Below are 21,834 nucleotides of genomic sequence, written 5' to 3' on the forward strand. Positions count from 1 at the left end.
GCGTTTGCATTTCAACCGCAATCGCATCCCTGCCATGACCGCCCAACTCATCGACGGCAACGCCCTCTCCCGCCACCTCCGAGCCGACGTCAGCGCACGCGTGACCGCCCTCAAGTCCAGGGGCATCACGCCTGGCCTGGCTGTGATCCTTGTGGGCGACAACCCCGCTTCGCAGGTCTACGTGCGCAACAAGGTGAAGGCCTGCGAAGACACCGGCATGCACTCGGTGCTGGAGCGCTGGCCGGCCACCATGAGCGAGGCCGAATTGCTGGCACGGGTGGATGCGCTCAATCGCGACAGCAGCATCCACGGCATCCTGGTTCAGCTGCCTTTGCCTGGCCACATCGACGCGCAAAAAGTGATCGAGGCCATCTCGCCTGCCAAGGACGTCGATGGATTCCACATCGCCAGCGCGGGCGCACTCATGACCGGCATGCCCGGGTTCTGGCCCTGCACGCCCTATGGCTGCATGAAGATGCTCGAGAGCATCGGCTATGAGCTCAAAGGCAGACACGCGGTCGTGATCGGGCGCAGCAACATCGTCGGCAAGCCAATGGCGCTGATGCTGCTGCAGCAGAACGCCACGGTCACCATCTGCCACAGTGGCACACAGAATCTCAAAGCAATGACGCTTCAGGCCGATGTCATCGTGGCCGCCGTGGGCAAACGCAACGTGCTCACGGCCGACATGGTCAAACCCGGCGCGGTGGTGCTCGACGTCGGCATGAACCGCAATGACGAAGGCAAGCTCTGTGGCGACGTGGATTTCGAGGGCGTGAAGGAAGTGGCCAGCTGGATCACGCCGGTGCCAGGCGGCGTGGGCCCGATGACCATCACCATGCTCATGGTCAATACGCTCGAGTCGGCGGAGCGATTGGCCGGCTGAGCCAGAACGATCTTCAGCGGGTCGGCACCGATCGGCTCAGCCGCCACAGCACGGTGCCGGCGCAGAGCCACTGCCCCAGCACCATCGCTGTTCCCACGCCGTGCCAAAGGCGCAGATTGCCGCCACTGGCACGAGCGGTAACGATGTTCTGTGCCACACCGAACTCCTGCAGAAGCGCCAGGATCATGCCCAGCAGCACGATGCCCAGTGTGGTCATGGCAGCGCCGTCGGGTGCACCACCTCGTTCGGTACCGCGCCGCAAACTCACCAGCAGCGCCAGCCCCAGCAGCAAGCCCGCGTAGCACTGCAACGAGAACAGCTTCGCCGCCACCGGCCCCGCCACCGCTGGATTGCCCAGCTGCGCGAAGAGCGTGGGCACCGCCAGAAAACTCAGCGCCGTGATACCGCCCCACCAAAGGGCGGCCAGCATAAGGGAAAGGCGCTGCGGCATCGCCGTCAGGCGTACCGGACTGCCACGATCTCGAAGCGGCGCACACCACCCGGCGCCTGCACTTCGGCGACGTCGCCTTCTTCCTTCCCGATCAGGGCGCGCGCGATTGGGCTGCTGATGTTCACCAGGCCGAGCTTGAGATCGGCCTCGTCCTCGCCCACGATCTGATATGTGACGGCCGCACCACTGTCTTCGTCTTCCAGCTCGACCGTTGCACCGAACACCACACGGCCACCGGCATCCAGCTGAGCGGGATCGATGATCTGGGCGGCGGAGAGCTTGCCTTCCACTTCGGCAATGCGACCTTCGATGAAGCCCTGGCGGTCCTTGGCCGCGTCGTACTCGGCGTTCTCGCTCAGATCGCCCTGCGCGCGCGCCTCGGCGATCGCGTTGATCACCCAGGGGCGGTCCACGGTTTTCAGGCGATGCAGCTCTTCCTTGAGCTTTTCAGCGCCGCGTTTGGTGATCGGAATGGTGGCCACGATGACTTTCTCCTACTGCCTCCGGCACTTCGCCGGCCCAAAAGCAAACCGCCGGGCGTTGCCGCTCGGCGGTGTTCATGAAAGGCCATTATGCCGTGAAAGAAACCGGGAAGCCCATCCGGGCAAACACGCGTCAGTCGCGTCCGGCTTCTTCGATCTTGCAGGCCAGCAACGCCGGATCGGTGAAGCAGAGCTCATGGCTGCCCGGGCACGCCACGAGGCGATACAGCCCCAGCCGCTCCGACAGACGGGGATGCCAGGGCATGTTGTGCGGCATGGCGGTGTCCTCGGTGCACAGAAGGTAACTTTTGCCCATCGGCTTGGCCGCCAGTTCGCTCTGCAGTGCCACCGGCTCAGTGAAGGTGCGGTAAGGCTGGAGATTGAGTTGATCAAACGCGCGCTGTGCGAGCCCGGCGTCGGCGTCGTTGATGAAGGCCTCGCGCCAGATGGGGTACGGCAGCATGACAGCGTTGCGATTGGCTGCGGCGATCTGGTCGAACATCGCCTTGTAGTGCGCGGGCACCATGTCGTTCAGGCATTCGCCATTCAGAGGAACAAAGGCATTCCAGTACACCAGCCGCGCAATCCGCTCCGGCACCACATCAGCGGCCTTGCTGATGACCATACCGCCATAGCTGTGGCCCATCAGGCGCACCTCGCGGAGGTCTTTCTGTACGAGGAAATCCACCAACGACTGGGCGGCCTCGCTCAGCCCCATGGTGGATCGGTCATCCCCGGGCCGGTTGCCCGCCAATGTGGGGCAATGCACCGTATGACCGCGCACACGCAGGTGCTGAGCCACCGGCTCCATTTCGGCGCCGGTGTGCCAGGCGCCATGCACGAGAACGTAGGTATCTGACATCGGCTGTCTCCTTCATCTGTCACCCCGACGGGGCCTCAGACGCCAGCGTAGAACCAGGCATCGCCCTCGGATGGCCGGTTTGCGCCATCTGTATGGCCGGAACGTGCCATGCGTCGACGTCCGGCGTCAGTGCGCCAATCTTTGCCGTCGCCAGCGGGCTGGCGTCACGCCGAAGTGCCTCTGAAACTCCCGCACGAAATGCGAGCCATCGGCAAAACCACTGCGCCGTCCCAGCTCGGCCACCGTCACGCCCGCGAGCCGGGGCTGCGCCAGCAGTTGCGCCGCGTGTGCCAGCCGGAGGCGACGCAGATCGAGCGCGAAACTGGTGGACTGGGCGGCGAAAGCGCGGTGCAACGTGCGCACCGAAACGCCGAGCTCCAGCGCCACGCATTGCGCCGTCAGACCCGACTGCCCGAGCGTGGCCTGCACGAACCGGCGAGCACGGCCCACGAGATCCAGTGTCGCGGGCCGGCTTGCGGCAGATGAAGGCTCTATCGCGGCCGCCAGCATGGCGCCCAGTTGGTCCGTCAGCAGGTCGGGCGGATAACCGAGTGCGGACAAAGGATCGTGCGCAAACTGGAGCGACAGACCCGACAGCGCCCTGCCCCATCCCCGATCGCGCAGGGCAACGCGCGGCAAGGCGGAGTCCACCCGGGTCAACCACTCACCCACCCAGCTGCGTGGCAACTGGATGGACATGACCTCCACCGACTCAGGAAAGTGCAGTTCGTAGGTCCGCGCCGAGTCCACCAGCACGGCGTCACCCGGACGCAGACCTGCGCGATGACCACCCTGGCGGACATGCCAGGCGGTCTCGCGCTGGGTGATGAGATAGAAGGGGTGGCACGCCCCACGCGATATCGACGCTAGCGTGCGAAACACGTCCTGCGTGGACGCCTCGACCTGATTGAAGGACAGTGCCCCCACCTCCACGCTGATGAGCCGACCTTCGAAGGCCGACGCGTCGCGCGAACTGCAGTCCATTTCCAGGAACGCCTCGCAGATGGCGCCCACCCAGTAATCCAGCCGCCCCGATGCGGGCACCTGATCGGTAGACCACTGGCGGGCCGAGGCATGTGCGGAAAAGCTGCCCATGTTCATGGGCAGCAATGTAGCCCTCCGCCGGGACACCATGTCCTCGCGCAAACCCGCAGACCGGACAGTCGGCGGTTGGCGAGCTCGCTCAGAGCTGCGCGTGCATCTCCTGCACTGAGATCACACCCAGCTTGTCCAGGTACTGCATGCCTTCCACCGCGGCTTCAGCGCCGGCGATGGTGGTGAAGGTGGTCACGCGCGCCAGCAGGGCCGAAGTGCGGATCGCCCGCGAGTCGGCGATGGCGTTGCGGCGCTCTTCCACCGTGTTGATCACCAGCACGATGTCGCCGTTCTTGATGGCGTCCACGATGTGCGGACGGCCTTCGGTCACCTTGTTCACGGTCTGCACGGAGACACCGGCTGCGGAGATTGCAGCAGCCGTGCCGCGCGTAGCGACCAGTTCAAAGCCCAGGTCCACAAGCTGGCGCGCGACTTCCACCGCGCGCGGCTTGTCGCTGTTCTTGACGGTCAGGAACACCTTGCCGGAGGTCGGCAGCTTGGTGCCGGCACCCAGCTGGCTCTTGACGAAAGCCTCGCCGAACGTCTTGCCCACCCCCATCACCTCGCCGGTGGACTTCATCTCTGGACCAAGAATGGTGTCCACGCCGGGGAACTTCACGAACGGGAAGACCGCTTCCTTCACGCTGAAGTAAGGCGGTGTCACTTCTGCACCGATGCCTTGGGCGTCGAGCGACTGGCCCGCCATGCAGCGCGCAGCCACCTTCGCGAGCTGGATACCAGTGGCCTTGGAAACGAAAGGCACCGTGCGCGAAGCGCGCGGGTTCACCTCCAGCACGAAGATCACGTCCTTCTTCTCACCGTTTTCTTCCACTTCCTGGATCGCGAACTGCACGTTCATCAAGCCCACCACATTCAGGCCCTCGGCCATGGCTGCGGTCTGGCGCTTGAGCTCGTCGACGGTCGCCTTGCTCAGGTAGTACGGCGGCAGCGAACAGGCGGAATCGCCACTGTGCACGCCGGCCTGTTCAATGTGCTCCATCACGCCGCCGATGAACACGCGGCCGGTGGCATCGCGCACCGCATCCACATCGCATTCGATCGCGTCGTTCAGGAAACGATCCAGCAGCACCGGCGAGTCGTTGCTCACCTTGACCGCCTCACGCATGTAGCGCTCCAGATCGCGCTGCTCGTGCACGATTTCCATGGCGCGTCCCCCCAGCACATAGCTGGGCCGAACCACCAATGGATAGCCCAGCGCGGCAGCCTTCTCAAGCGCTTCTGGCTCGGCCCGTGCGGTGGCGTTGGGCGGCTGGCGCAGGCCCAGGGTGTGCAGCAGTTTCTGGAAGCGCTCACGGTCTTCCGCTGCATCGATCATGTCTGGGCTGGTGCCGATGATGGGCACGCCAGAGGCCTCCAGGCCAAGAGCGAGCTTCAGCGGCGTCTGGCCACCGTATTGCACGATCACGCCCACCGGCTTTTCCTTGTCCACGATCTCCAGCACGTCTTCCAGCGTCAGCGGCTCGAAGTACAGTCGGTCACTCGTGTCGTAGTCGGTCGATACGGTTTCCGGGTTGCAGTTGACCATGATGGTCTCGTAACCGTCCTCGCGCATGGCGAGCGCTGCGTGCACACAGCAGTAGTCGAACTCGATGCCCTGGCCAATGCGGTTCGGTCCACCGCCCAACACCATGATCTTCTTCTTGCTGGTGGGCTCGGCTTCGCACTCGCCGTCGCCATGGCCTTCGTAGGTGGAGTACAGGTAGGCGGTGTCGGTGGCGAACTCGGCCGCGCAGGTGTCCACACGCTTGTAGACAGGGCGGATGTTCTCAGCGATGCGGCGCTCGCGCACGGCCTTGTCGCCGGTCTTCAGCAACTTGGCCAAGCGACGATCCGAGAAACCCTTCTTCTTCAAGCCGCGCAGAGTCTCGCTGTCGATCGCGTCGAGGCTGGTCTTTTCAAGCGCCAGTTCGATCTTCACGATCTCTTCGATCTGAACGAGGAACCAGGGATCGATCTTGGTGAACTGATGCACCTCTTCGAGTGTCCAGCCCGCCGCGAAGGCGTCACCCACGTACCAGATGCGATCCGGTCCAGGCTCGCCCAGTTCGCGCTCCAGCGTTTCGCGGTCCTGCGTCTTCTCGTTCATGCCATCCACGCCCACCTCCAGGCCCCGCAGGGCCTTCTGGAAGGACTCCTGGAAGGTGCGACCCATGGCCATCACCTCGCCCACGCTCTTCATCTGCGTGGTGAGACGGCTGTCGGCAGTGGGAAACTTCTCGAACGCAAAGCGCGGAATCTTGGTGACGACGTAGTCGATGCTGGGCTCGAAGCTGGCTGGCGTCGCACCACCGGTGATCTCGTTGCGCAACTCGTCGAGCGTGTAGCCGATGGCCAGCTTGGCGGCGACCTTGGCGATCGGGAAACCGGTGGCCTTGGAGGCCAGCGCGGACGAGCGCGAGACGCGCGGGTTCATCTCGATGACGACCATGCGGCCGTCCTTCGGGTTGATGGAGAACTGCACGTTGGAGCCGCCGGTGTCGACACCGATCTCGCGCAGCACAGCCAGCGAGGCATTGCGCAGGATCTGGTATTCCTTGTCGGTCAGCGTCTGGGCAGGTGCCACGGTGATCGAGTCACCAGTGTGCACACCCATCGGATCCAGGTTCTCGATCGAGCAGACGATGATGCAGTTGTCCGCCTTGTCGCGCACCACTTCCATCTCATACTCTTTCCATCCAAGCAGCGACTCCTCGATCAGCAGCTCGTTGGTCGGCGAAGCCTCCAGGCCCCGCTTGCAGATGGTCTCGAACTCTTCCGGGTTGTAGGCGATGCCGCCGCCGGTGCCACCCAGCGTGAAGCTGGGGCGGATCACCACCGGGAAACCAACCGTTTTCTGGACACCCCAGGCCTCTTCCATGCTGTGTGCGATACCCGACCGCGCCGAGCCCAGGCCGATCTTGGTCATCGCGTCCTTGAACTTCAGACGGTCTTCGGCCTTGTCGATCGCTTCCGGCGTGGCACCGATCAGCTCCACCTCGTACTTCGCGAGCACCCCGTTGCGCCACAGGTCGAGCGCGCAGTTCAGCGCGGTCTGGCCACCCATGGTTGGGAGGATGGCGAAGCCGCCCTTGGCCAGAGGCCGCTCCTTGGCGATGATTTTCTCGACCGTCTGCCAGGTGATCGGCTCGATGTAGGTGACATCGGCCGTGGCCGGGTCGGTCATGATGGTGGCGGGGTTGCTGTTGATCAGCACCACGCGGTAGCCCTCTTCGCGCAAGGCCTTGCAAGCCTGCACGCCAGAGTAGTCGAACTCGCAGGCCTGGCCGATGATGATCGGGCCAGCGCCGATGATAAGGACGGTTTGTATGTCGGTTCTTTTGGGCATGGTTCGCTGGGTGTGTGCGCCGGCTCAGGCGGTAGCGGGCACGCGGGCCTGCATCAAGTCGATAAAACGGTCGAACAGGTAGCCGATGTCATGCGGGCCGGGCGAGGCTTCCGGGTGACCCTGAAAGCAGAAGGCCGGCTTGTCGGTGCGGGCCAGGCCCTGCAGCGTGCCGTCAAACAGGCTCACATGGGTGGCGCGCAGCGTGGCGGGCAAAGTCTTCTCGTCAACGGCAAAGCCGTGGTTCTGGCTGGTGATGCTCACACGGCCGTTGTCCAGATCTTTCACGGGGTGGTTCGCACCATGGTGGCCAAACTTCATCTTGAAGGTCTTTGCACCGCTGGCCAGCGCCAGAATCTGGTGGCCAAGGCAGATGCCGAACGTGGGCACACCGGCTTCGATGATCTCGCGCGTGGCGGCAATCGCGTAGTCGCAGGGCTCCGGGTCGCCGGGGCCGTTGGAGAGAAAGACGCCGTTGGGCTTGAGCTTGAAGACATCCGAAGCCGGGGTCTGTGCAGGCACCACAGTGATCTTGCAGCCGCGCTGTGCCAGCATGCGGAGGATGTTGTGCTTGACCCCGAAGTCATACGCCACGACATGGAAGCGCGGCGCGATCTGCTCGCCATAGCCGAAGCCGAGCTGCCACTCGGTCTGCGTCCAGGGGTACGGCGACGGTGCGGAAACGACCTTGGCGAGATCGCTGCCAGCCATGTTCGGCGCCGCTTTGGCCGCGGCCAGCGCCTTGGCGCGGTGGACATCGGTAATGGCCTCGCCTGGAGCAAGCGCGATGATGCAACCATTCTGCGCGCCATGCGTGCGCAGACGGCGCGTCAGGGCCCGGGTATCGAGGTCAGCGATGGCCACAGCGCCTTCGCGTTGCAGGTACTGCGAGAGGGTTTCGCTGCTGCGAAAGTTGGAAGCCAGCAGGGGCAGGTCTTTGATGATCAGGCCGGCGGCGTGGACGCGACGGGCCTCCACGTCTTCGGCATTGGTGCCGGTATTGCCGATGTGCGGATACGTCAGCGTGACGATCTGCTCGCAATAGCTGGGATCGGTGAGGATTTCCTGGTAGCCGGTGAGCGAGGTGTTGAACACCACCTCCCCCGTGGTCTGACCGGTGGCGCCAATGGAAACGCCTGTAAAGACCGTGCCGTCGGCGAGCGCGAGAAGGGCTTTCGGATGGACGGGAAGCACGGAATTCTCCAGAGTGGGGCTGCAACGTCCTCGCGCCGGCGGCAGGTGCCGCGCAGGCTTCGCGCCCGCCTTGCACCGGGGAACCGGGGCAGAAAACGGGTCATGAACCTGGGGTGGTGAGCCGGGGCGCGCAGGGTTTGCGCCGATTGCGGGTAAACCGTGGAATTATAGCCCGGCGCAGAGGGCAAACCGCGGATTCAGGCGGAGGACAGGGCCGCACTGGCGTGCAGACAAATGGCCGCAGCGGCAGCCACGTTGAGCGACTCCTCGCCCCCCGGCTGGGCAATGCGCACAAAGGCACTGGCCCGTGCCATCAGCGCCTCACCAACGCCCTGGCCTTCGTGCCCCATCACCCAGGCGCATGGCCAGGGCAGACGCGTCTGGTGCAACCACTCGCCCTGGTGCGAACTGGTGACCAGCAACGGCACATCCAGGTCGGCGAGATCGTGCACCGAAAGACCTTCGATCAATCTCAGACCGAAATGTGCGCCCATGCCAGCGCGCACCACCTTGGGCGACCAGAGCGCCGCCGAGCCTTTCAGAGACAACACCTGGCCAAAGCCAAATGCCGCGGCACTGCGAAGAATGGAACCCACATTGCCGGCATCCTGCAACCGGTCCAGCACCACAGTGGCGAGGCCACCCTGAACCTGATCCGCGGGCGGCAATGGCCAGACAAACCCGACGCCTGCATGCGACTCGAGTCCGCTGATACCGGCCATCAGGGCGTCGGGCACGACGACAACATGGTTCGTCGCGTCTCGCAGATCATGCGGTGCGCCCGGCCAAAAAGACTCGGAGAACACGGCCGTGACCGGCCTGTGGCCACGCGTGAGCAAGGCGCGGCAGAGATGGTCACCCTCCAGCCAGACCTGCCCCTGCTTGCGATAGGCGGCACCGTCCTGCGCCAGCTGGCGCAGCCGCTTGAGAAGCGGGTTGTCGCGCGACGTGATCGCGGTGGGAGCGTTCGTCACGGCTCGGTATCCGTTTGCGGGGCGGGCACGAACAAAGCACGAGCCACGGGCGCAAACGAACGGCGGTGCACTGCCAGCGCGCCATGCACACGCAAGGCCTGCATGTGCTGCGCCGTTCCGTAGCCCTTATGGCGATCAAAGCCGTACTCGGGATGCTGCAAATGGAGCTCGCACAGCAGGCGATCACGTGTGACCTTGGCCAGAATCGACGCGGCAGATATCGAAGGCACAAGAGCGTCACCCGACACGATGGCCTCGGCCAGGACGTCCAGCGGCGGTAGCCGGTTTCCATCCACCAGCACCTTGGCGGGTTTCAGGCGCAGGCCGATGACTGCACGGCGCATCGCCAGCATCGTGGCGTGCAGGATGTTGAGCTGGTCGATCTCCTCCACCGAAGCCTGAGCCACACTGCAGCACAGTGCCTTGGCTCGGATTTCGTCGTACAGGCGCTCCCGCCGCAGGGCAGTGAGTTGCTTGGAGTCGGCCAGGCCCTTGATGGGCGCGCGCTCGTCCAGGATCACGGCGGCGGCAACCACCGGCCCCGCCAGCGGCCCGCGCCCGGCCTCGTCCACGCCGGCGAGCAGACCGGGCGTGTCCCAGACCAGATGGGTCTGTTCAGCCTTCAAGAACTTGTTCGATCGCATCGGTGGCCAGTTGGGCAGTGTCTCGGCGCAGCGTGTGGTGCAGTTCGGTGAACCGCTGCTGAAGTGCCGAGATTTTCGCAGGTGCGTCGAGCCACGCCAGCACCGCCTGCGACATCGCTTCGGGCGTCGCCGCGTCTTGCAGCAACTCCGGCACGACGAAGTCATTGCACAGGATGTTCGGCAGCCCCACCCACGGCTGCAGTTGCTTGCGCCGCATGATCTGCCAGGAAAGCCAGTTCATGTTGTAGGCAATCACCATGGGGCGCTTGAACAGCGCCGCCTCCAGCGTCGCAGTGCCACTGGCGATCAGTGTCACGTCGCACGCCGCCAGTACGGTGTGCGACTGGCCAGTGACCACCATCACAGCACCCTCCACACCCGCATCCCGTATGGCAGCCTCGATCCTCTCGCGCAATACCGGCATGGCCGGTACCACGAACCGCATACCTGGCCGCGCCTTCGCCAGCCGTGCGGCTGTTGCGAAGAAGCGCGCTGCCAGGTATTGAACCTCAGAGGCACGGCTGCCCGGCAGGACAGCAACCACGGTCTCCCGGTCTCCCAGACCCAGACGGGCACGTGCTGCGGCCCGGTCCGGTACAAGGGGAATCACATTGGCCAGAGGATGTCCGACGTAGGTGGCAGCGATGCCATGCTGTGCGAGCAACTCAGGCTCGAACGGAAAAATGCAAAGCACGTGGTCGGCACTGCGCCGAATCTTGTCGACACGGTCAGCCCTCCACGCCCAGATGGACGGGCACACGAAATGCACAGTGCGAATGCCGGCCTGCCTGAGATTGGCTTCCAGGTCCAGATTGAAGTCGGGCGCGTCGACCCCGATGAACACATCGGGTCGCGACGAAGCCAGCAACCGCTGCTGCAACGCAGTGCGTATACCCACAATCTCGCGGTAATGGCGCAACACCTCGACATAGCCACGCACCGCGAGTTTGTCGCTCGGCCACCAGGCCTCGAACCCCTGTGCCAGCATCTGCGGCCCCCCGATGCCGAAGGCCTGAAGCTCGGGCCACCGCTGGCGCACGCCGCTGAGCAACAAACCGGCAAGCAGGTCACCTGAGGTTTCGCCCGCCACCAGGGCCAAGCGCTTGGAAGCCTGCATGCACGCTCAGCGGACGATGCCGCGCTGGGGCGACATCTGCCCGAGGAAGTCCAGCATCATGGCCACATCGGACGCGGCCTCAGGCGTGCGTTCGGTCAGCCCGCGAATGCGTTCAATGGCGTCATCCAGTTTGAGATCATCCCGGTACAAGGCCTTGTGCATGGCCTTCACGGCAGAAACGCGCTCAGGCGAGAAACCTCTGCGACGCAAACCTTCGAAATTCATGGAACGCGCCTGCGCAGGTTGACCCTGGCACATCACGAATGGAGGCAGGTCGGCAAACAGCAGGGAACACATCGCCGTCATGGCGTGCGCCCCGATGCGCACGAACTGGTGCACCACGGTAAAGCCACCCAGGATCACCCAATCGTCGACCACCACGTGACCCGCCAGTTGCGAGTTGTTGGCAAAAATGGTGTTGTTGCCCACCAGGCAGTCGTGTGCGAGGTGCACATAGGCCATGATCCAGTTGTCGTTGCCGACCTTTGTCACCGCCCTGTCGCCCGGCGACCCAATATTGAAAGTGCAGAACTCTCGTATGGTGTTGCGATCCCCGATGACCAGCTCACAGGGCTCACCCGCATACTTCTTGTCCTGGGGAATGGCCCCCAGGGAGTTGAACTGGAAGATCCGGTTGTCGCGCCCAATCGTGGTGTGGCCTTCGAGCACGCAATGCGCGCCGACCGTGGTACCGGCACCGATCTTCACATGGGGCCCGATCACGGTGTAAGGCCCGACACCGACCGAACTGTCGAGCTCGGCTGCCGGATCGATCAGCGCGGTGGGGTGAATCAGAGACATGCGATGCCCCGAGCCATCAGGCGATGGTGCGCATGGTGCACATCAGCTCGGCCTCGCAGGCCACCTGGTCATCCACGTACGTGACCCCCTTGAACTTGAAAATACCGGCCTTCGCCCTTTCGAGGGTCACGTCCATGATCAGTTGATCGCCTGGCTCCACCGGGCGCTTGAACCGCGCCCCGTCGATGCCCGCGAAGTAGTACACCGTCTTGTCGTCGGGTGTGACACCCATCGTGTCGAACGACAGCAGCGCCGCCGCCTGTGCCATGGCTTCGAGCATGAGCACACCCGGCATCACCGGGCGATGCGGAAAGTGGCCGACGAAGAAAGGCTCGTTGATGGTCACGTTCTTCAACGCCTTGATGCGCTGGCCTTTTTCCAGTTCCAGCACGCGATCCACCAGCAGGATGGGATAGCGGTGCGGCAACTGTTTGAGAATCTGGTGGATGTCCATCATGGCTTTGTATTGTTTTGAAGAGCCTGTTCGATCGCCTGCTCGACGGCCTTGAGCCTCTCACGCAGGCGGTTGAGCTGCTTGAGGGAAGCAGCATTCTTTTCCCAGCTGGCATTGTCGTCGATGGGGAACATGCCCGTGTAGTGCCCAGGCTTGAGCAAGGACCGTGTGACGACCGACGCGGCCGACACATGTACCCCGTCCGCCAGACGAAGATGCCCCAGCACCACCGCGCCACCGCCAATGGTGCAATGCGCTCCAATGGTGGCACTGCCCGCCACGCCCACGCAACCGGCCATGGCCGTGTGCGCCCCCACGTGCACGTTGTGGCCGATCTGGATCAGGTTGTCCAGCTTGACGCCATCCTCGATCACGGTGTCGTCCAACGCACCGCGGTCAATGCAGGTGTTGGCACCAATCTCCACGTCATTGCCAATGCGAACGGCGCCGAGTTGCTCGATCTTGACCCAGGCTCCCTTGTGCGGCGCAAAACCGAAACCATCGGCACCAATGACCACACCGGAATGCAGCACACAACGGTCGCCCACCGTACATGCCTGCCCCAGGGTGACCCGGGGATGCAGCACCGTGTCTTCACCCACTCGAGCCCCCTCACCGACCACGCAATGGGCTCCGACACGGGCCCCACGGGCGAGACGGGCGCCTTCTCCCACAACAGCGAACGGACCTACACTGACCCCATCCTCCACGTTCGCAGAGGAATGAACACTGGCCAGAGGATCAATGCCTGGGGGGGGCGTGGTTTCGTTCTGTTGCCGCCACCATTGGGTCAGGCGGGCGAAGTAGAGGTAGGGATCATCGGCAACGATACAGGCGCCGCGCGCCAGGGCCTGCGCCTCCAGGGAGGGCGGCACTATGAGCACGCCCGCTGCCGTGGAGTCGATCTGGCTGGCATAGCGCGCCTGCGCCACGAAGGCCAAGTCGCCCGCACGCGCCGTGGCCAGGGGGGCGAGGCGATGGATCAGAAGATCAGGCGAGCCATGCCGCGTGCCTCCCAGGGCTTCAACGATGTCGCCCAGTGGTTTCGACACGGGTGGGCCTGGTCCTACTTGCTGCCGTTCAAGCCGCTGAGCACCTTGTCGGTGATGTCGTGCTTGGGATTGATGTACACAGCTTCCTGGATCACCAGGTCATACTTTTCGGCTTCGGCGACCTGCTTGATCACACGATTGGCACGCTCGAGCACGCTTTGCAGCTCTTCGTTCTTGCGCAGATTGAGGTCTTCCTGGAACTCGCGCTGCTTGCGCTGGAAGTCCCGGTCCTGCTCGACGAGCTGGCGCTGGCGCGTCACACGCTGGGCATCCGGCAGCGTGGGTGACTCACGCTCGAACTTCTCGGAAGCGGTCTTGAGCTGAGCGGCGAGGTTCTGCACCTCTTTCTCACGCCGCGAGAATTCCTGCTCCAGCTTGGTCTGCGCCGCCTTGGCCAGGTTGGCTTCGCGGAAGATGCGGTCCGTGTTCACAAAACCGATCCGGAAATCCTGTGCCGTGGCCGCAAAGGCCGCGAGGCCCAACGCGGTGACCAGCAGGAAACGTCGGTTGAAAAGTCGAGAAAAAGTCTTCATCAAAAGGAGGTTCCGATCTGAAACTGGAATTTCTGTATTCTATCGCCAGGGAATTTGCGGATGGGGTTGGCGATGGCGAAGCGCAGGGGGCCAACGGGCGAGATCCAGCTCAAGCCCACCCCCACTGAGGCGCGCAGGTCGCGCGCGTTCGCGCGGGTGTCATTTTCACCGTATACGTTGCCGACGTCCACGAACCCGAACATGCGCAGAGTCCGGTCGTTGCCGGCACCCGGGAACGGGGCGATGAACTCGGCACTGAGCGCAATGCTGCGGTTGCCGCCGATATTAACGAGTTCACCGGCCTGAACACCGGAGGTGATCGGGGACACCGGCCCCAGCGTGCCCTGATCAAAGCCACGGACCGAGCCCAGGCCGCCGCCATAGAAGTTCTTGAACAGTGGATAGGCACGGCCGCCCAGCCCTTTGCCATAGCCCAGTTCACCGTTGAATGCCAGGGTGTACTGCTTGTTCAGCGGAATATATTGCTGGAATTGGTAGCTGGCCTTCAGGTAGCGCGTGTCGCCCCCCACACCCAACTCGGTGTTGAAGCGCTGCAGGCGACCCTGCGTGGGCACCAGCGCACTGTCGCGCCCATCACGGGACCATCCGACGGTCAGGGGCAATGACGTGCTGCTTGCACCAAAGGTGTCCGAGTATTGCTGATACGCCAGCGGCAGGCCGTTGCCCGGCTCGATCTTGGTCTGTTCAACGCCGATACCGAAGAAAACCGTGTCCTGCTCGGTGAATGGAATCCCGAACTTGATACTCATGCCCGGCGTGACAAGGCGGTAGTCCCCCCCCTGCTCGGTGTATGGCCTTGTCGTACGGTAATAGGCATCGAAACTGCGCGATATGCCATCGGCTGTGAAATACGGGTCGACCGTGCTCACGACGATCTGACGGTTGTAGTCACTGGTGTTGACGTCTACCCCGAGATAGTTGCCCGAGCCAAACACGTTTTCCTGGCGAATGCCGGCAATGATGGACAGCTTCTCCGCCTGGGAGTAGCCTGCACCGAGCGTCAGGTTGCCGGTGGGCTTTTCCGCCACGGTAACCGTCATATCCACCTGATCAGGTGTTCCTGGCACGGGCTGCGTATCGACTTCCACGGACGTAAAGAAGCCGAGGCGGTCCACGCGGTCACGCGAAAGTCGGATGCGATCGCTGTCGTACCAGGCAGATTCCAGCTGGCGGAATTCACGGCGTATCACCTCATCGCGGGTACGGTTGTTGCCTTCGACATTGATCCGGCGAACATAAACACGGCGGGCAGGCTGTGCCCGCAGCACGAAGGACACCTGCTTGTTCACGCGATCGATATCGCGCGTCGGTTCGACTTGCGCGAATGCATAGCCAAAGGCACCGAAGAAATCGGTGAACGCCTTGACCGTACTGGCTTCGTCCTCCGCGTTGTACGCCTCACCCGCGCGCAATGTCACGAGCGACTTGAATTCCTCTTCCCGCCCCAAATACTCTCCCTCGAGCGCCACCGACTTGACCACATAGCGGTCACCTTCGGTGATGTTCAGGGTAATGGACATGCTCTCCTTGTCGGGAGCGATGGCTACCTGGGTGGAGTCGATGCGGAATTCCAGGTAGCCCCGCGTGAGATAGTAAGACCGCAGGGTCTCAATGTCGGCATTCAGCTTTGCGCGCGAGTAGCGGTCGGATTTGGTGTACCAGCTCAGCCAGCCACCTGTGTCCAGATCGAACAGATTGCGCAGCGTCGACTCGGAGAATGCACGGTTGCCGACGATACGGATTTCCCGGATCTTGGCCACGTCGCCCTCGACCACGCTGAAGTTCAGGTTCACGCGGTTGCGTTCCCCAGGTGTCACCGTGGTAACGACCTGCGCTGCATACATGCTGCGGTTGATGTATTGGCGCTTGAGCTCCTGCTCGGCACGATCGGCCAGGGCTTTGTCGAAAGGCCGGCCATCGGCCAGACCGATGTCACGCAAGGCCTTTTTGAGCACATCGGCCTCGAACTCCTTGACGCCGGAGAAGCTCACGTCCGCGACGGTTGGTCGCTCTTCAACGATCACGACCAGCACATCACCATTGATCTGCAGACGGACATCACTGAAAAGACCCAGACCGAACAGCGAGCGAATGGCGGTCGTGCCCTTGTCGTCGCTGTACTGGTCTCCGATACGGAACGGCAGGGAAGCGAACACCGTACCAGGCTCCACGCGTTGCAGGCCCTCTACACGGATGTCACGCAATGTGAAGGGGTCAACAGCCCAGGCGGGAAGTGCCGAAAGCAAGGCCGTCGCGAGCGCAGAAAGGGTCAGGCCGCGAAGACCGAAGGAATTTTTTTTCATGGAGAAAGAAGCGTTCAGCCAGCCAGGCGGGCCACATCATTGAACAAGGCGACAGACATGAGCACCATGAGCACCACGACACCCCCTCGCTGCAGGCGCTCCATCCAGGCATCAGACACGCTGCGCCCAGTAAGCCCCTCCCAAAGATAATACATCAGGTGCCCTCCATCGAGGACGGGCAATGGCAGCAGGTTGAGCACGCCAAGACTCACGCTGATCAACGCCAGAAACAGCAGGTAAGAAGTGATGCCGAGACTGGCCGACTTGCCTGCGTAATCAGCAATCGTGAGGGGCCCGCTGAGGTTCTTGATCGAGGCTTCGCCGATCAGCATGCGCCCCATCATCTTGAGGGTCAGCCAGGAGACTTCCCAGGTTCGAACGACGCCATTGACGAGACCATCGATCGGCCCATGGCGAACCGTGGTCATTTCGGGCATGGCACCGATGTAGGCGCCCACGCGGCCAACCCACGCCCCCGACTGTTGTTCAGGCACTGGCCGGACAACCAGTTGAAGAGACTGGCCACCGCGCGCAACTTCCCAACGCTGCTCCATGGGTTCCCCCCCCGGACCGGAAGCCCCCCGGATCAGCGCGCGCAGGCTTTGTCCATCACCCACGGGTCGGCCATTGACCTGGCGTACCACGTCACCCTCACGCAGGCCCGCGACGGCGGCGGCGCCACCTTCCATGACCTCGCCGACCACCGGTGCACTCCAGGGAGCGACGATGCCGATGCGCTGGAACAGGGCCGCGTCGGCCTCGCGCACATCGAGTTCGCTCAGGGGCAGCACCACGGGTCGCACGGCTTCGCCTTCACGCGTCGACACCCACAGCGTCATGTCATCCCCCGACAGGGCCGCCTGGGTCAAACGCCAGCGGAGATCCTCAAAGGAGGACACGGCACTGTCACCGGCATCGGCCAGCGCTGCCCGTGCAACCCATTCACCTCCGCGCAGGCCAGCGCGCTCCGCAATCGAACCAGCCACCGGCGTCGCCAGCACGGGCTTGGGCTCCTCCACGCCAGTCCAGTTCACCACCGCATAGATCGCCATGGCCAGCAGCAGATTGGCGGCAGGGCCAGCGGCGACGATGGCAGCACGCGAGCGCAAAGGCTGGGTGTTGAAAGCCAGGTGGCGCTCGGCAGGATCGACCGGTGCCTCGCGCTCGTCCAGCATGCGCACATAGCCACCCAGTGGGAGCGCGCAGAGCACGAACTCGGTAGGGCTGCCCTTCTTGCGCCAGGTGAGCAACGGCCTGCCAAACCCCACGGAGAACCGCAACACCTTCACACCACAGGCGACTGCTACACGGTAGTGCCCGTATTCATGAATGGCGATCAGCAGCCCCAAGGCCACGACGAAAGCGACAAGTGTGAGCATGGCGTGATCGTTGGAAGGAAGAGGAACGGGCGGATCGTCAGCCGTTCCAGGGCCTCAAACCGCCAGACGGTCAACCTGAGCGAGCGCCAGCGCACGCGCCTCGGCGTCGATCGCCAGCAAATCACCCAGGTCTTTCGGCTTCGATGGGCTCAGGGCCTCCAAAGTTGCATGGTTGACGTTGTGTATCTGATCGAACCGCAACCGCTGATCGAGAAAAGCAGCCACAGCCACTTCGTTGGCGGCATTGAGCACCGTGGTCGTTCCCTCGGGCGCCTCAAGCGCGTCCCAGGACAAAAACAGCCCTGGATATCGCTGCCGGTCGGGGTCCGTGAAGCTCATGGAAATCAGGGAAGAAAAATCGAGTGCATCAGCACCACTCTCCATGCGCTCCGGCCAGGACAAACCGTAAGCGATGGGTACCCGCATGTCGGGCGTGCCCAGCTGTGCCAGCACCGAGGTGTCCTTGAACTGGACCATGGAGTGGATGATCTGCTGCGGGTGAATCAGCACCTTGATCTTCTGCGGCGGGAGATCGAACAGCCAGCGGGCTTCGATCACCTCCAGCGCCTTGTTCATCATCGTCGCCGAGTCCACCGAAATCTTGCGGCCCATGACGAAGTTCGGATGCGCACAGGCTTGTTCCGGCGTCATGCGAGAGAGCTTGTCCAGAGGCGTGTCGCGAAAGGGGCCGCCTGATGACGTGAGAAGAATGTGATCAACCCGGTTCGCCCAATGCGCTGGATCTTCCGGCAGGCACTGAAAGATGGCCGAATGTTCGCTGTCGATCGGCAGCAGGGTGGCGCCACCGTCGCGAACCGTCTGCATGAAAAGATCACCCCCGACCACCAGGGCTTCCTTGTTCGCCAGCAGCAGCTTCTTGCCGGCGCCCGCCGCCGCCAGACTCGGCGCGAGCCCCGCCGCACCGACGATGGCGGCCATCACCACGTCCACCCCGGGGTCGCTACAGACTTCACACAACGCGTCGGCACCAGCGAGGACTTCCACCGACAAGCCCAGTTCTTTCACCCGGCGAGAGAGTTCCAGCGCATGTTCCGGACTGGCCATGACGGCGTACCGGGGTGCAAAACGTTGGCATTGGGCCAGGATCGCATCGACCTGCGTGGCGGCGGTGAGCGCGAAAACGGAATACCGTTCCGGATGACGCCCGATCACGTCCAGCGTGTTCACGCCGATGGAGCCCGTGGAGCCCAGAATGGTGACAGCTTGAGAGCGGATCATGGTCAGACGGTGATGAGCATCATCGACAGCGGCAGCACGGGCAGAAGCGCGTCCACTCGGTCGAGCACGCCCCCATGCCCAGGCAACAGCTGGCTCGAGTCCTTGGCCCCAGCACTGCGCTTGACCAGCGACTCGACGAGATCCCCGACCACACTCATCGCCACCAGGAACACGAGAGAAAGTACGGCAAGCGCCGGGCCCAGGGCCCACAGCCGGGTATACAGGCTACCGCCTTCGGGATCGACCCAGAGCCAGCATGCAGCCAGCAGGAACACCCCCAGCAACCCGCTGATGGCGCCCTCCCAACTTTTGCCCGGACTGATGGTCGGTGCCAGTTTGCGCCTGCCCAAGGCCTTGCCGCCGAAATAGGCGGCGATGTCTGCCGTCCAGACCAGCAACAGAACGGACAGCAGGAAGTCCAGCCCCTCCTGCCTGGCATGCACCATGGCCAGCCAGGCGCAGGCGATGAGCACCAGCCCGAGCCAGAGGCGCAGGCCAGCAGGCCAGGCTCCCCAGCCTTGCACACCGCGCCCCAGCATGATGACGGCCAGCAACACCCATGCAGCACCGACCGCCAGCCACAGAGGCCGCAATGGCAGATGCAGGCCGCCGGCGAACCAGATCAGCGCCATGAGAACACCCAGTCCCAGGCCCAGGCCCAGCGCTAACGCCGAATTGCAGCCGTTGAGCCGCGCCCACTCCCAGCCACCAGCGACGATGAGCAGCAGCGTCAGCACGGCAAATGGCTCGATCGACGGATAGAACAAGGCGGGCAACAGAATCGCCAGCAGCAGCACAGCCGTGATGATGCGTTGCTTAAGCATGTCGCTGGCCGGCCGCAAGAGCTTCAGGCACGGCCTCGATTTCCGCTCGCTGCTCGGAGGTCTGACCGAATCGCCGCTCCCGGCGCGCGAATTCCGCAAACGCCCTGTCGAGTTCGGCATCATCGAAATCTGGCCACAGGCAGTCGGTGAAAACGAGCTCCGTGTAGGCCGATTGCCAGAGCAGGAAATTGCTGATGCGCAACTCACCGCCCGTACGGATCAACAGATCGGGGTCGCTCACATGAGCCAGGGCCATGGCGCCCGAGAGGCTCTGTTCGGTGATATCGACGCCCTTTTCGGCAAGTTGCCGTGCAGCCTGAACCACGTCCCAGCGGCCGCCATAGTTGAAGCAAACGTTGAGGATGAGTGTGTTGTTGTGAGCCGTCTCGCGCTCCGCCGCATCCAGCCCTTCAACCACACGCGGCGAAAGCCCCACGCGGTTACCCGGAAAGTGCAGCTGCACCCCGTTTTTCTTCAGTGAAGGCACCTCACGCGACAGTGCCAGCGCCAGAAGATCCATCAGGCCGGATACCTCGTCCTGGGGGCGGTTCCAGTTCTCGGAAGAAAACGCAAACACGGACAGCACGGAAACCTTGCGCTCGATGCACGCCCGGACCACCTGACGCAAGGCATCGACGCCTTGCTTGTGTCCGGCCACACGTGGCAGCCAGCGCTTCTGGGCCCAACGGCCATTGCCGTCCATCACGATGGCCACATGGCCCGGAGGCCTGGCCAGCGCGATATGGGAAGCAGCGGCAGTCGTCATTGGAAAGTGGATAACACGACAGGAGGATCAGACCGCCATGATGTCCTGTTCTTTCGACGCCACGAGCCGGTCCACCTCGACGATCATGCGATCGGTGAGCTTCTGGATATCCTCCTGCGAGCGACGATCATCGTCCTCGGACGCCAGCTTTTCCTTGACCAGCTTCTTCACGGATTCATTGGCGTCGCGGCGCAGGTTGCGCACGGCAATCTTGGCAGCTTCGCCCTCGCCACGGACGACTTTGGTGAGCTCCTTGCGGCGCTCTTCGGTCATCGGGGGCATCGGCACACGGATCAGGTCACCCTGGCTCGATGGATTCAAGCCCAGATCCGATTCGCGGATGGCTTTTTCAATCTTGGCGCCCATGCCCTTTTCCCACGGAGCGACACCGATGGTGCGCGCATCCAGCAGCGTCAGGTTGGCGACCTGGGAGAGCGGGAGCATGGAGCCGTAGTACTCGACATGCACGGTGTCCAGCAACGCCGGGTTGGGCCGGCCGGTGCGCACCTTGGTCAAACTGTTCTTGAGCGCTTCCACCGATTGAAGCATCTTGTGCTCAGCGGTTTTGCGGATCTCTTCGGGGCTCATGAAAACTCCTCAATGCAGCAGGAAATGGAATGCCGTGGCATTGTCAGACGTGAACCAGTGTGCCTTCATCGCCGCCTTGCACGACCTTGCGCAACGCACCGGGCTTGAAGATGGAGAACACCTTGACCGGCAACTTCTGATCCCGGCACAGCGCGAAGGCGGTGGCGTCCATCACTTGAAGGTTCTTGCCCATGGCTTCGTCGAACGAGATGGTCGAGTAGCGCGTGGCCTTCGGGTCCTTGTTCGGGTCGGCGGTGTAAACACCATCGACCTTGGTGGCCTTCAGCACGATCTCCGCACCGATTTCCGCACCACGCAATGCTGCCGCCGTGTCGGTGGTGAAGAAAGGATTGCCGGTTCCGGCAGCGAACACCACGACCTTGCCCTCCTCGAGGTACTGCAGGGCCTTGGGGCGCACATAAGGTTCAACCACCTGCTCGATGGCGATGGCAGACATCACGCGCGCGACGAGGCCGGCTTTCTCCATGGTGTCGGCCAGCGCCAGCGAATTCATCACCGTGGCCAGCATGCCCATGTAATCGGCCGTGGCCCGGTCCATGCCGACCGAGCCCCCCGCCACGCCACGGAAGATGTTTCCGCCGCCGATGACGATGGCGACCTGAACCCCGAGGCGGGTGACCTCGGCAATTTCTTCTACCATGCGCACGATGGTGGCCCGGTTGATGCCGAAAGCGTCGTCGCCCATCAGGGCCTCCCCCGACAGTTTCAACAGAATCCGCTTGTAGGCTGGCATGACGCGACTTTCAGGAAAACGATAAACAAACACTCAACCGGCAAGTGTAGCGAGGAGCCCGCCACCATCGAC

At 63.3% G+C, this 21,834-nt stretch carries 21 protein-coding genes; 1 reads left to right on the top strand and 20 read right to left on the bottom strand.

From position 1 onward, the window contains the following. Positions 1 to 34 precede the first annotated feature (34 nt). A complete protein-coding gene (gene folD, locus J2X09_RS01055; protein ID WP_204731499.1) occupies positions 35 to 886 on the top strand; it encodes a bifunctional methylenetetrahydrofolate dehydrogenase/methenyltetrahydrofolate cyclohydrolase FolD in 852 nt (283 codons plus the stop codon). Positions 887 to 899: 13 nt separating this feature from the next. Here the strand turns inward: folD and J2X09_RS01060 are convergent, their stop codons facing one another. From J2X09_RS01060 to pyrH, 20 genes are all read right to left on the bottom strand, one after another. Beyond that, complete coding sequence (locus tag J2X09_RS01060; protein WP_310307069.1) at positions 900 to 1,316, bottom strand: DUF4149 domain-containing protein; 417 nt, start codon at positions 1,314 to 1,316, stop codon at positions 900 to 902. Between the two features lie 26 nt (positions 1,317 to 1,342). Beyond that, the gene (greA, locus tag J2X09_RS01065) at positions 1,343 to 1,819 is read right to left on the bottom strand and encodes a transcription elongation factor GreA (RefSeq protein ID WP_204731501.1); all 477 of its coding nucleotides are present in this window, start codon (positions 1,817 to 1,819) and stop codon (positions 1,343 to 1,345) included. A 133-nt stretch (positions 1,820 to 1,952) separates the two neighbouring features. After that, on the bottom strand, positions 1,953 to 2,681 hold the full coding sequence (locus J2X09_RS01070) for an alpha/beta hydrolase (RefSeq protein ID WP_204731502.1): 729 nt from the start codon (positions 2,679 to 2,681) through the stop codon (positions 1,953 to 1,955). Between the two features lie 126 nt (positions 2,682 to 2,807). Beyond that, positions 2,808 to 3,782, bottom strand: a complete 975-nt coding sequence (locus J2X09_RS01075; RefSeq protein WP_310307073.1) for a helix-turn-helix domain-containing protein — start codon at positions 3,780 to 3,782, stop codon at positions 2,808 to 2,810. Positions 3,783 to 3,864: 82 nt separating this feature from the next. After that, positions 3,865 to 7,122: a carbamoyl-phosphate synthase large subunit gene (carB, locus tag J2X09_RS01080; RefSeq protein ID WP_204731504.1), complete on the bottom strand. Its 3,258-nt coding sequence runs from the start codon at positions 7,120 to 7,122 to the stop codon at positions 3,865 to 3,867. Positions 7,123 to 7,146: 24 nt separating this feature from the next. Further along, a complete protein-coding gene (carA, locus tag J2X09_RS01085; RefSeq protein WP_204731505.1) occupies positions 7,147 to 8,313 on the bottom strand; it encodes a glutamine-hydrolyzing carbamoyl-phosphate synthase small subunit in 1,167 nt (388 codons plus the stop codon). 197 nt (positions 8,314 to 8,510) lie between these two features. After that, positions 8,511 to 9,287 (bottom strand): TrmH family RNA methyltransferase, encoded by a 777-nt coding sequence (locus J2X09_RS01090; protein ID WP_204731506.1) that lies wholly within the window; start codon positions 9,285 to 9,287, stop codon positions 8,511 to 8,513. After that, positions 9,284 to 9,931 carry a ribonuclease HII gene (gene rnhB, locus J2X09_RS01095; protein WP_204731507.1) on the bottom strand — a complete coding sequence of 216 codons (648 nt, stop codon included), beginning with the start codon at positions 9,929 to 9,931 and terminating at the stop codon, positions 9,284 to 9,286. Before rnhB ends, J2X09_RS01090 begins: the two co-directional genes overlap by 4 nt. Then, the gene (gene lpxB, locus J2X09_RS01100) at positions 9,903 to 11,048 is read right to left on the bottom strand and encodes a lipid-A-disaccharide synthase (RefSeq protein WP_204731508.1); all 1,146 of its coding nucleotides are present in this window, start codon (positions 11,046 to 11,048) and stop codon (positions 9,903 to 9,905) included. Before lpxB ends, rnhB begins: the two co-directional genes overlap by 29 nt. Before the next feature lie 6 nt (positions 11,049 to 11,054). Next, positions 11,055 to 11,849, bottom strand: coding sequence for an acyl-ACP--UDP-N-acetylglucosamine O-acyltransferase (gene lpxA, locus J2X09_RS01105; protein ID WP_204731509.1), 795 nt, complete (start codon positions 11,847 to 11,849; stop codon positions 11,055 to 11,057). A gap of 16 nt (positions 11,850 to 11,865) precedes the next feature. Beyond that, positions 11,866 to 12,306, bottom strand: a complete 441-nt coding sequence (gene fabZ, locus J2X09_RS01110; RefSeq protein ID WP_204731510.1) for a 3-hydroxyacyl-ACP dehydratase FabZ — start codon at positions 12,304 to 12,306, stop codon at positions 11,866 to 11,868. Beyond that, complete coding sequence (gene lpxD / locus J2X09_RS01115) at positions 12,303 to 13,355, bottom strand: UDP-3-O-(3-hydroxymyristoyl)glucosamine N-acyltransferase (protein ID WP_204731511.1); 1,053 nt, start codon at positions 13,353 to 13,355, stop codon at positions 12,303 to 12,305. Before lpxD ends, fabZ begins: the two co-directional genes overlap by 4 nt. Before the next feature lie 14 nt (positions 13,356 to 13,369). Next, positions 13,370 to 13,888, bottom strand: a complete 519-nt coding sequence (locus J2X09_RS01120; protein WP_204731512.1) for an OmpH/Skp family outer membrane protein — start codon at positions 13,886 to 13,888, stop codon at positions 13,370 to 13,372. Beyond that, positions 13,888 to 16,212 carry an outer membrane protein assembly factor BamA gene (gene bamA, locus J2X09_RS01125; protein WP_204731513.1) on the bottom strand — a complete coding sequence of 775 codons (2,325 nt, stop codon included), beginning with the start codon at positions 16,210 to 16,212 and terminating at the stop codon, positions 13,888 to 13,890. The genes J2X09_RS01120 and bamA overlap by 1 nt, the downstream gene beginning before the upstream one ends. 14 nt (positions 16,213 to 16,226) lie before the next feature. After that, positions 16,227 to 17,591, bottom strand: a complete 1,365-nt coding sequence (gene rseP, locus J2X09_RS01130) for an RIP metalloprotease RseP (protein ID WP_204731514.1) — start codon at positions 17,589 to 17,591, stop codon at positions 16,227 to 16,229. Positions 17,592 to 17,645: 54 nt separating this feature from the next. Further along, positions 17,646 to 18,830 (bottom strand): 1-deoxy-D-xylulose-5-phosphate reductoisomerase, encoded by a 1,185-nt coding sequence (gene ispC, locus J2X09_RS01135; RefSeq protein ID WP_204731515.1) that lies wholly within the window; start codon positions 18,828 to 18,830, stop codon positions 17,646 to 17,648. A gap of 2 nt (positions 18,831 to 18,832) precedes the next feature. After that, a complete protein-coding gene (locus J2X09_RS01140) occupies positions 18,833 to 19,654 on the bottom strand; it encodes a phosphatidate cytidylyltransferase (protein WP_204731516.1) in 822 nt (273 codons plus the stop codon). Continuing rightward, positions 19,647 to 20,420 carry a polyprenyl diphosphate synthase gene (uppS, locus tag J2X09_RS01145; protein WP_204731517.1) on the bottom strand — a complete coding sequence of 258 codons (774 nt, stop codon included), beginning with the start codon at positions 20,418 to 20,420 and terminating at the stop codon, positions 19,647 to 19,649. Before uppS ends, J2X09_RS01140 begins: the two co-directional genes overlap by 8 nt. Before the next feature lie 27 nt (positions 20,421 to 20,447). Then, a complete protein-coding gene (frr, locus tag J2X09_RS01150) occupies positions 20,448 to 21,008 on the bottom strand; it encodes a ribosome recycling factor (protein ID WP_204731518.1) in 561 nt (186 codons plus the stop codon). A 43-nt stretch (positions 21,009 to 21,051) separates the two neighbouring features. After that, positions 21,052 to 21,762 carry a UMP kinase gene (gene pyrH / locus J2X09_RS01155; RefSeq protein WP_204731519.1) on the bottom strand — a complete coding sequence of 237 codons (711 nt, stop codon included), beginning with the start codon at positions 21,760 to 21,762 and terminating at the stop codon, positions 21,052 to 21,054. Positions 21,763 to 21,834: the final 72 nt, after the last annotated feature.

Origin of the sequence: Hydrogenophaga laconesensis (assembly GCF_031457235.1) — a bacterium.
GTDB lineage: Bacteria > Pseudomonadota > Gammaproteobacteria > Burkholderiales > Burkholderiaceae_C > Hydrogenophaga > Hydrogenophaga laconesensis.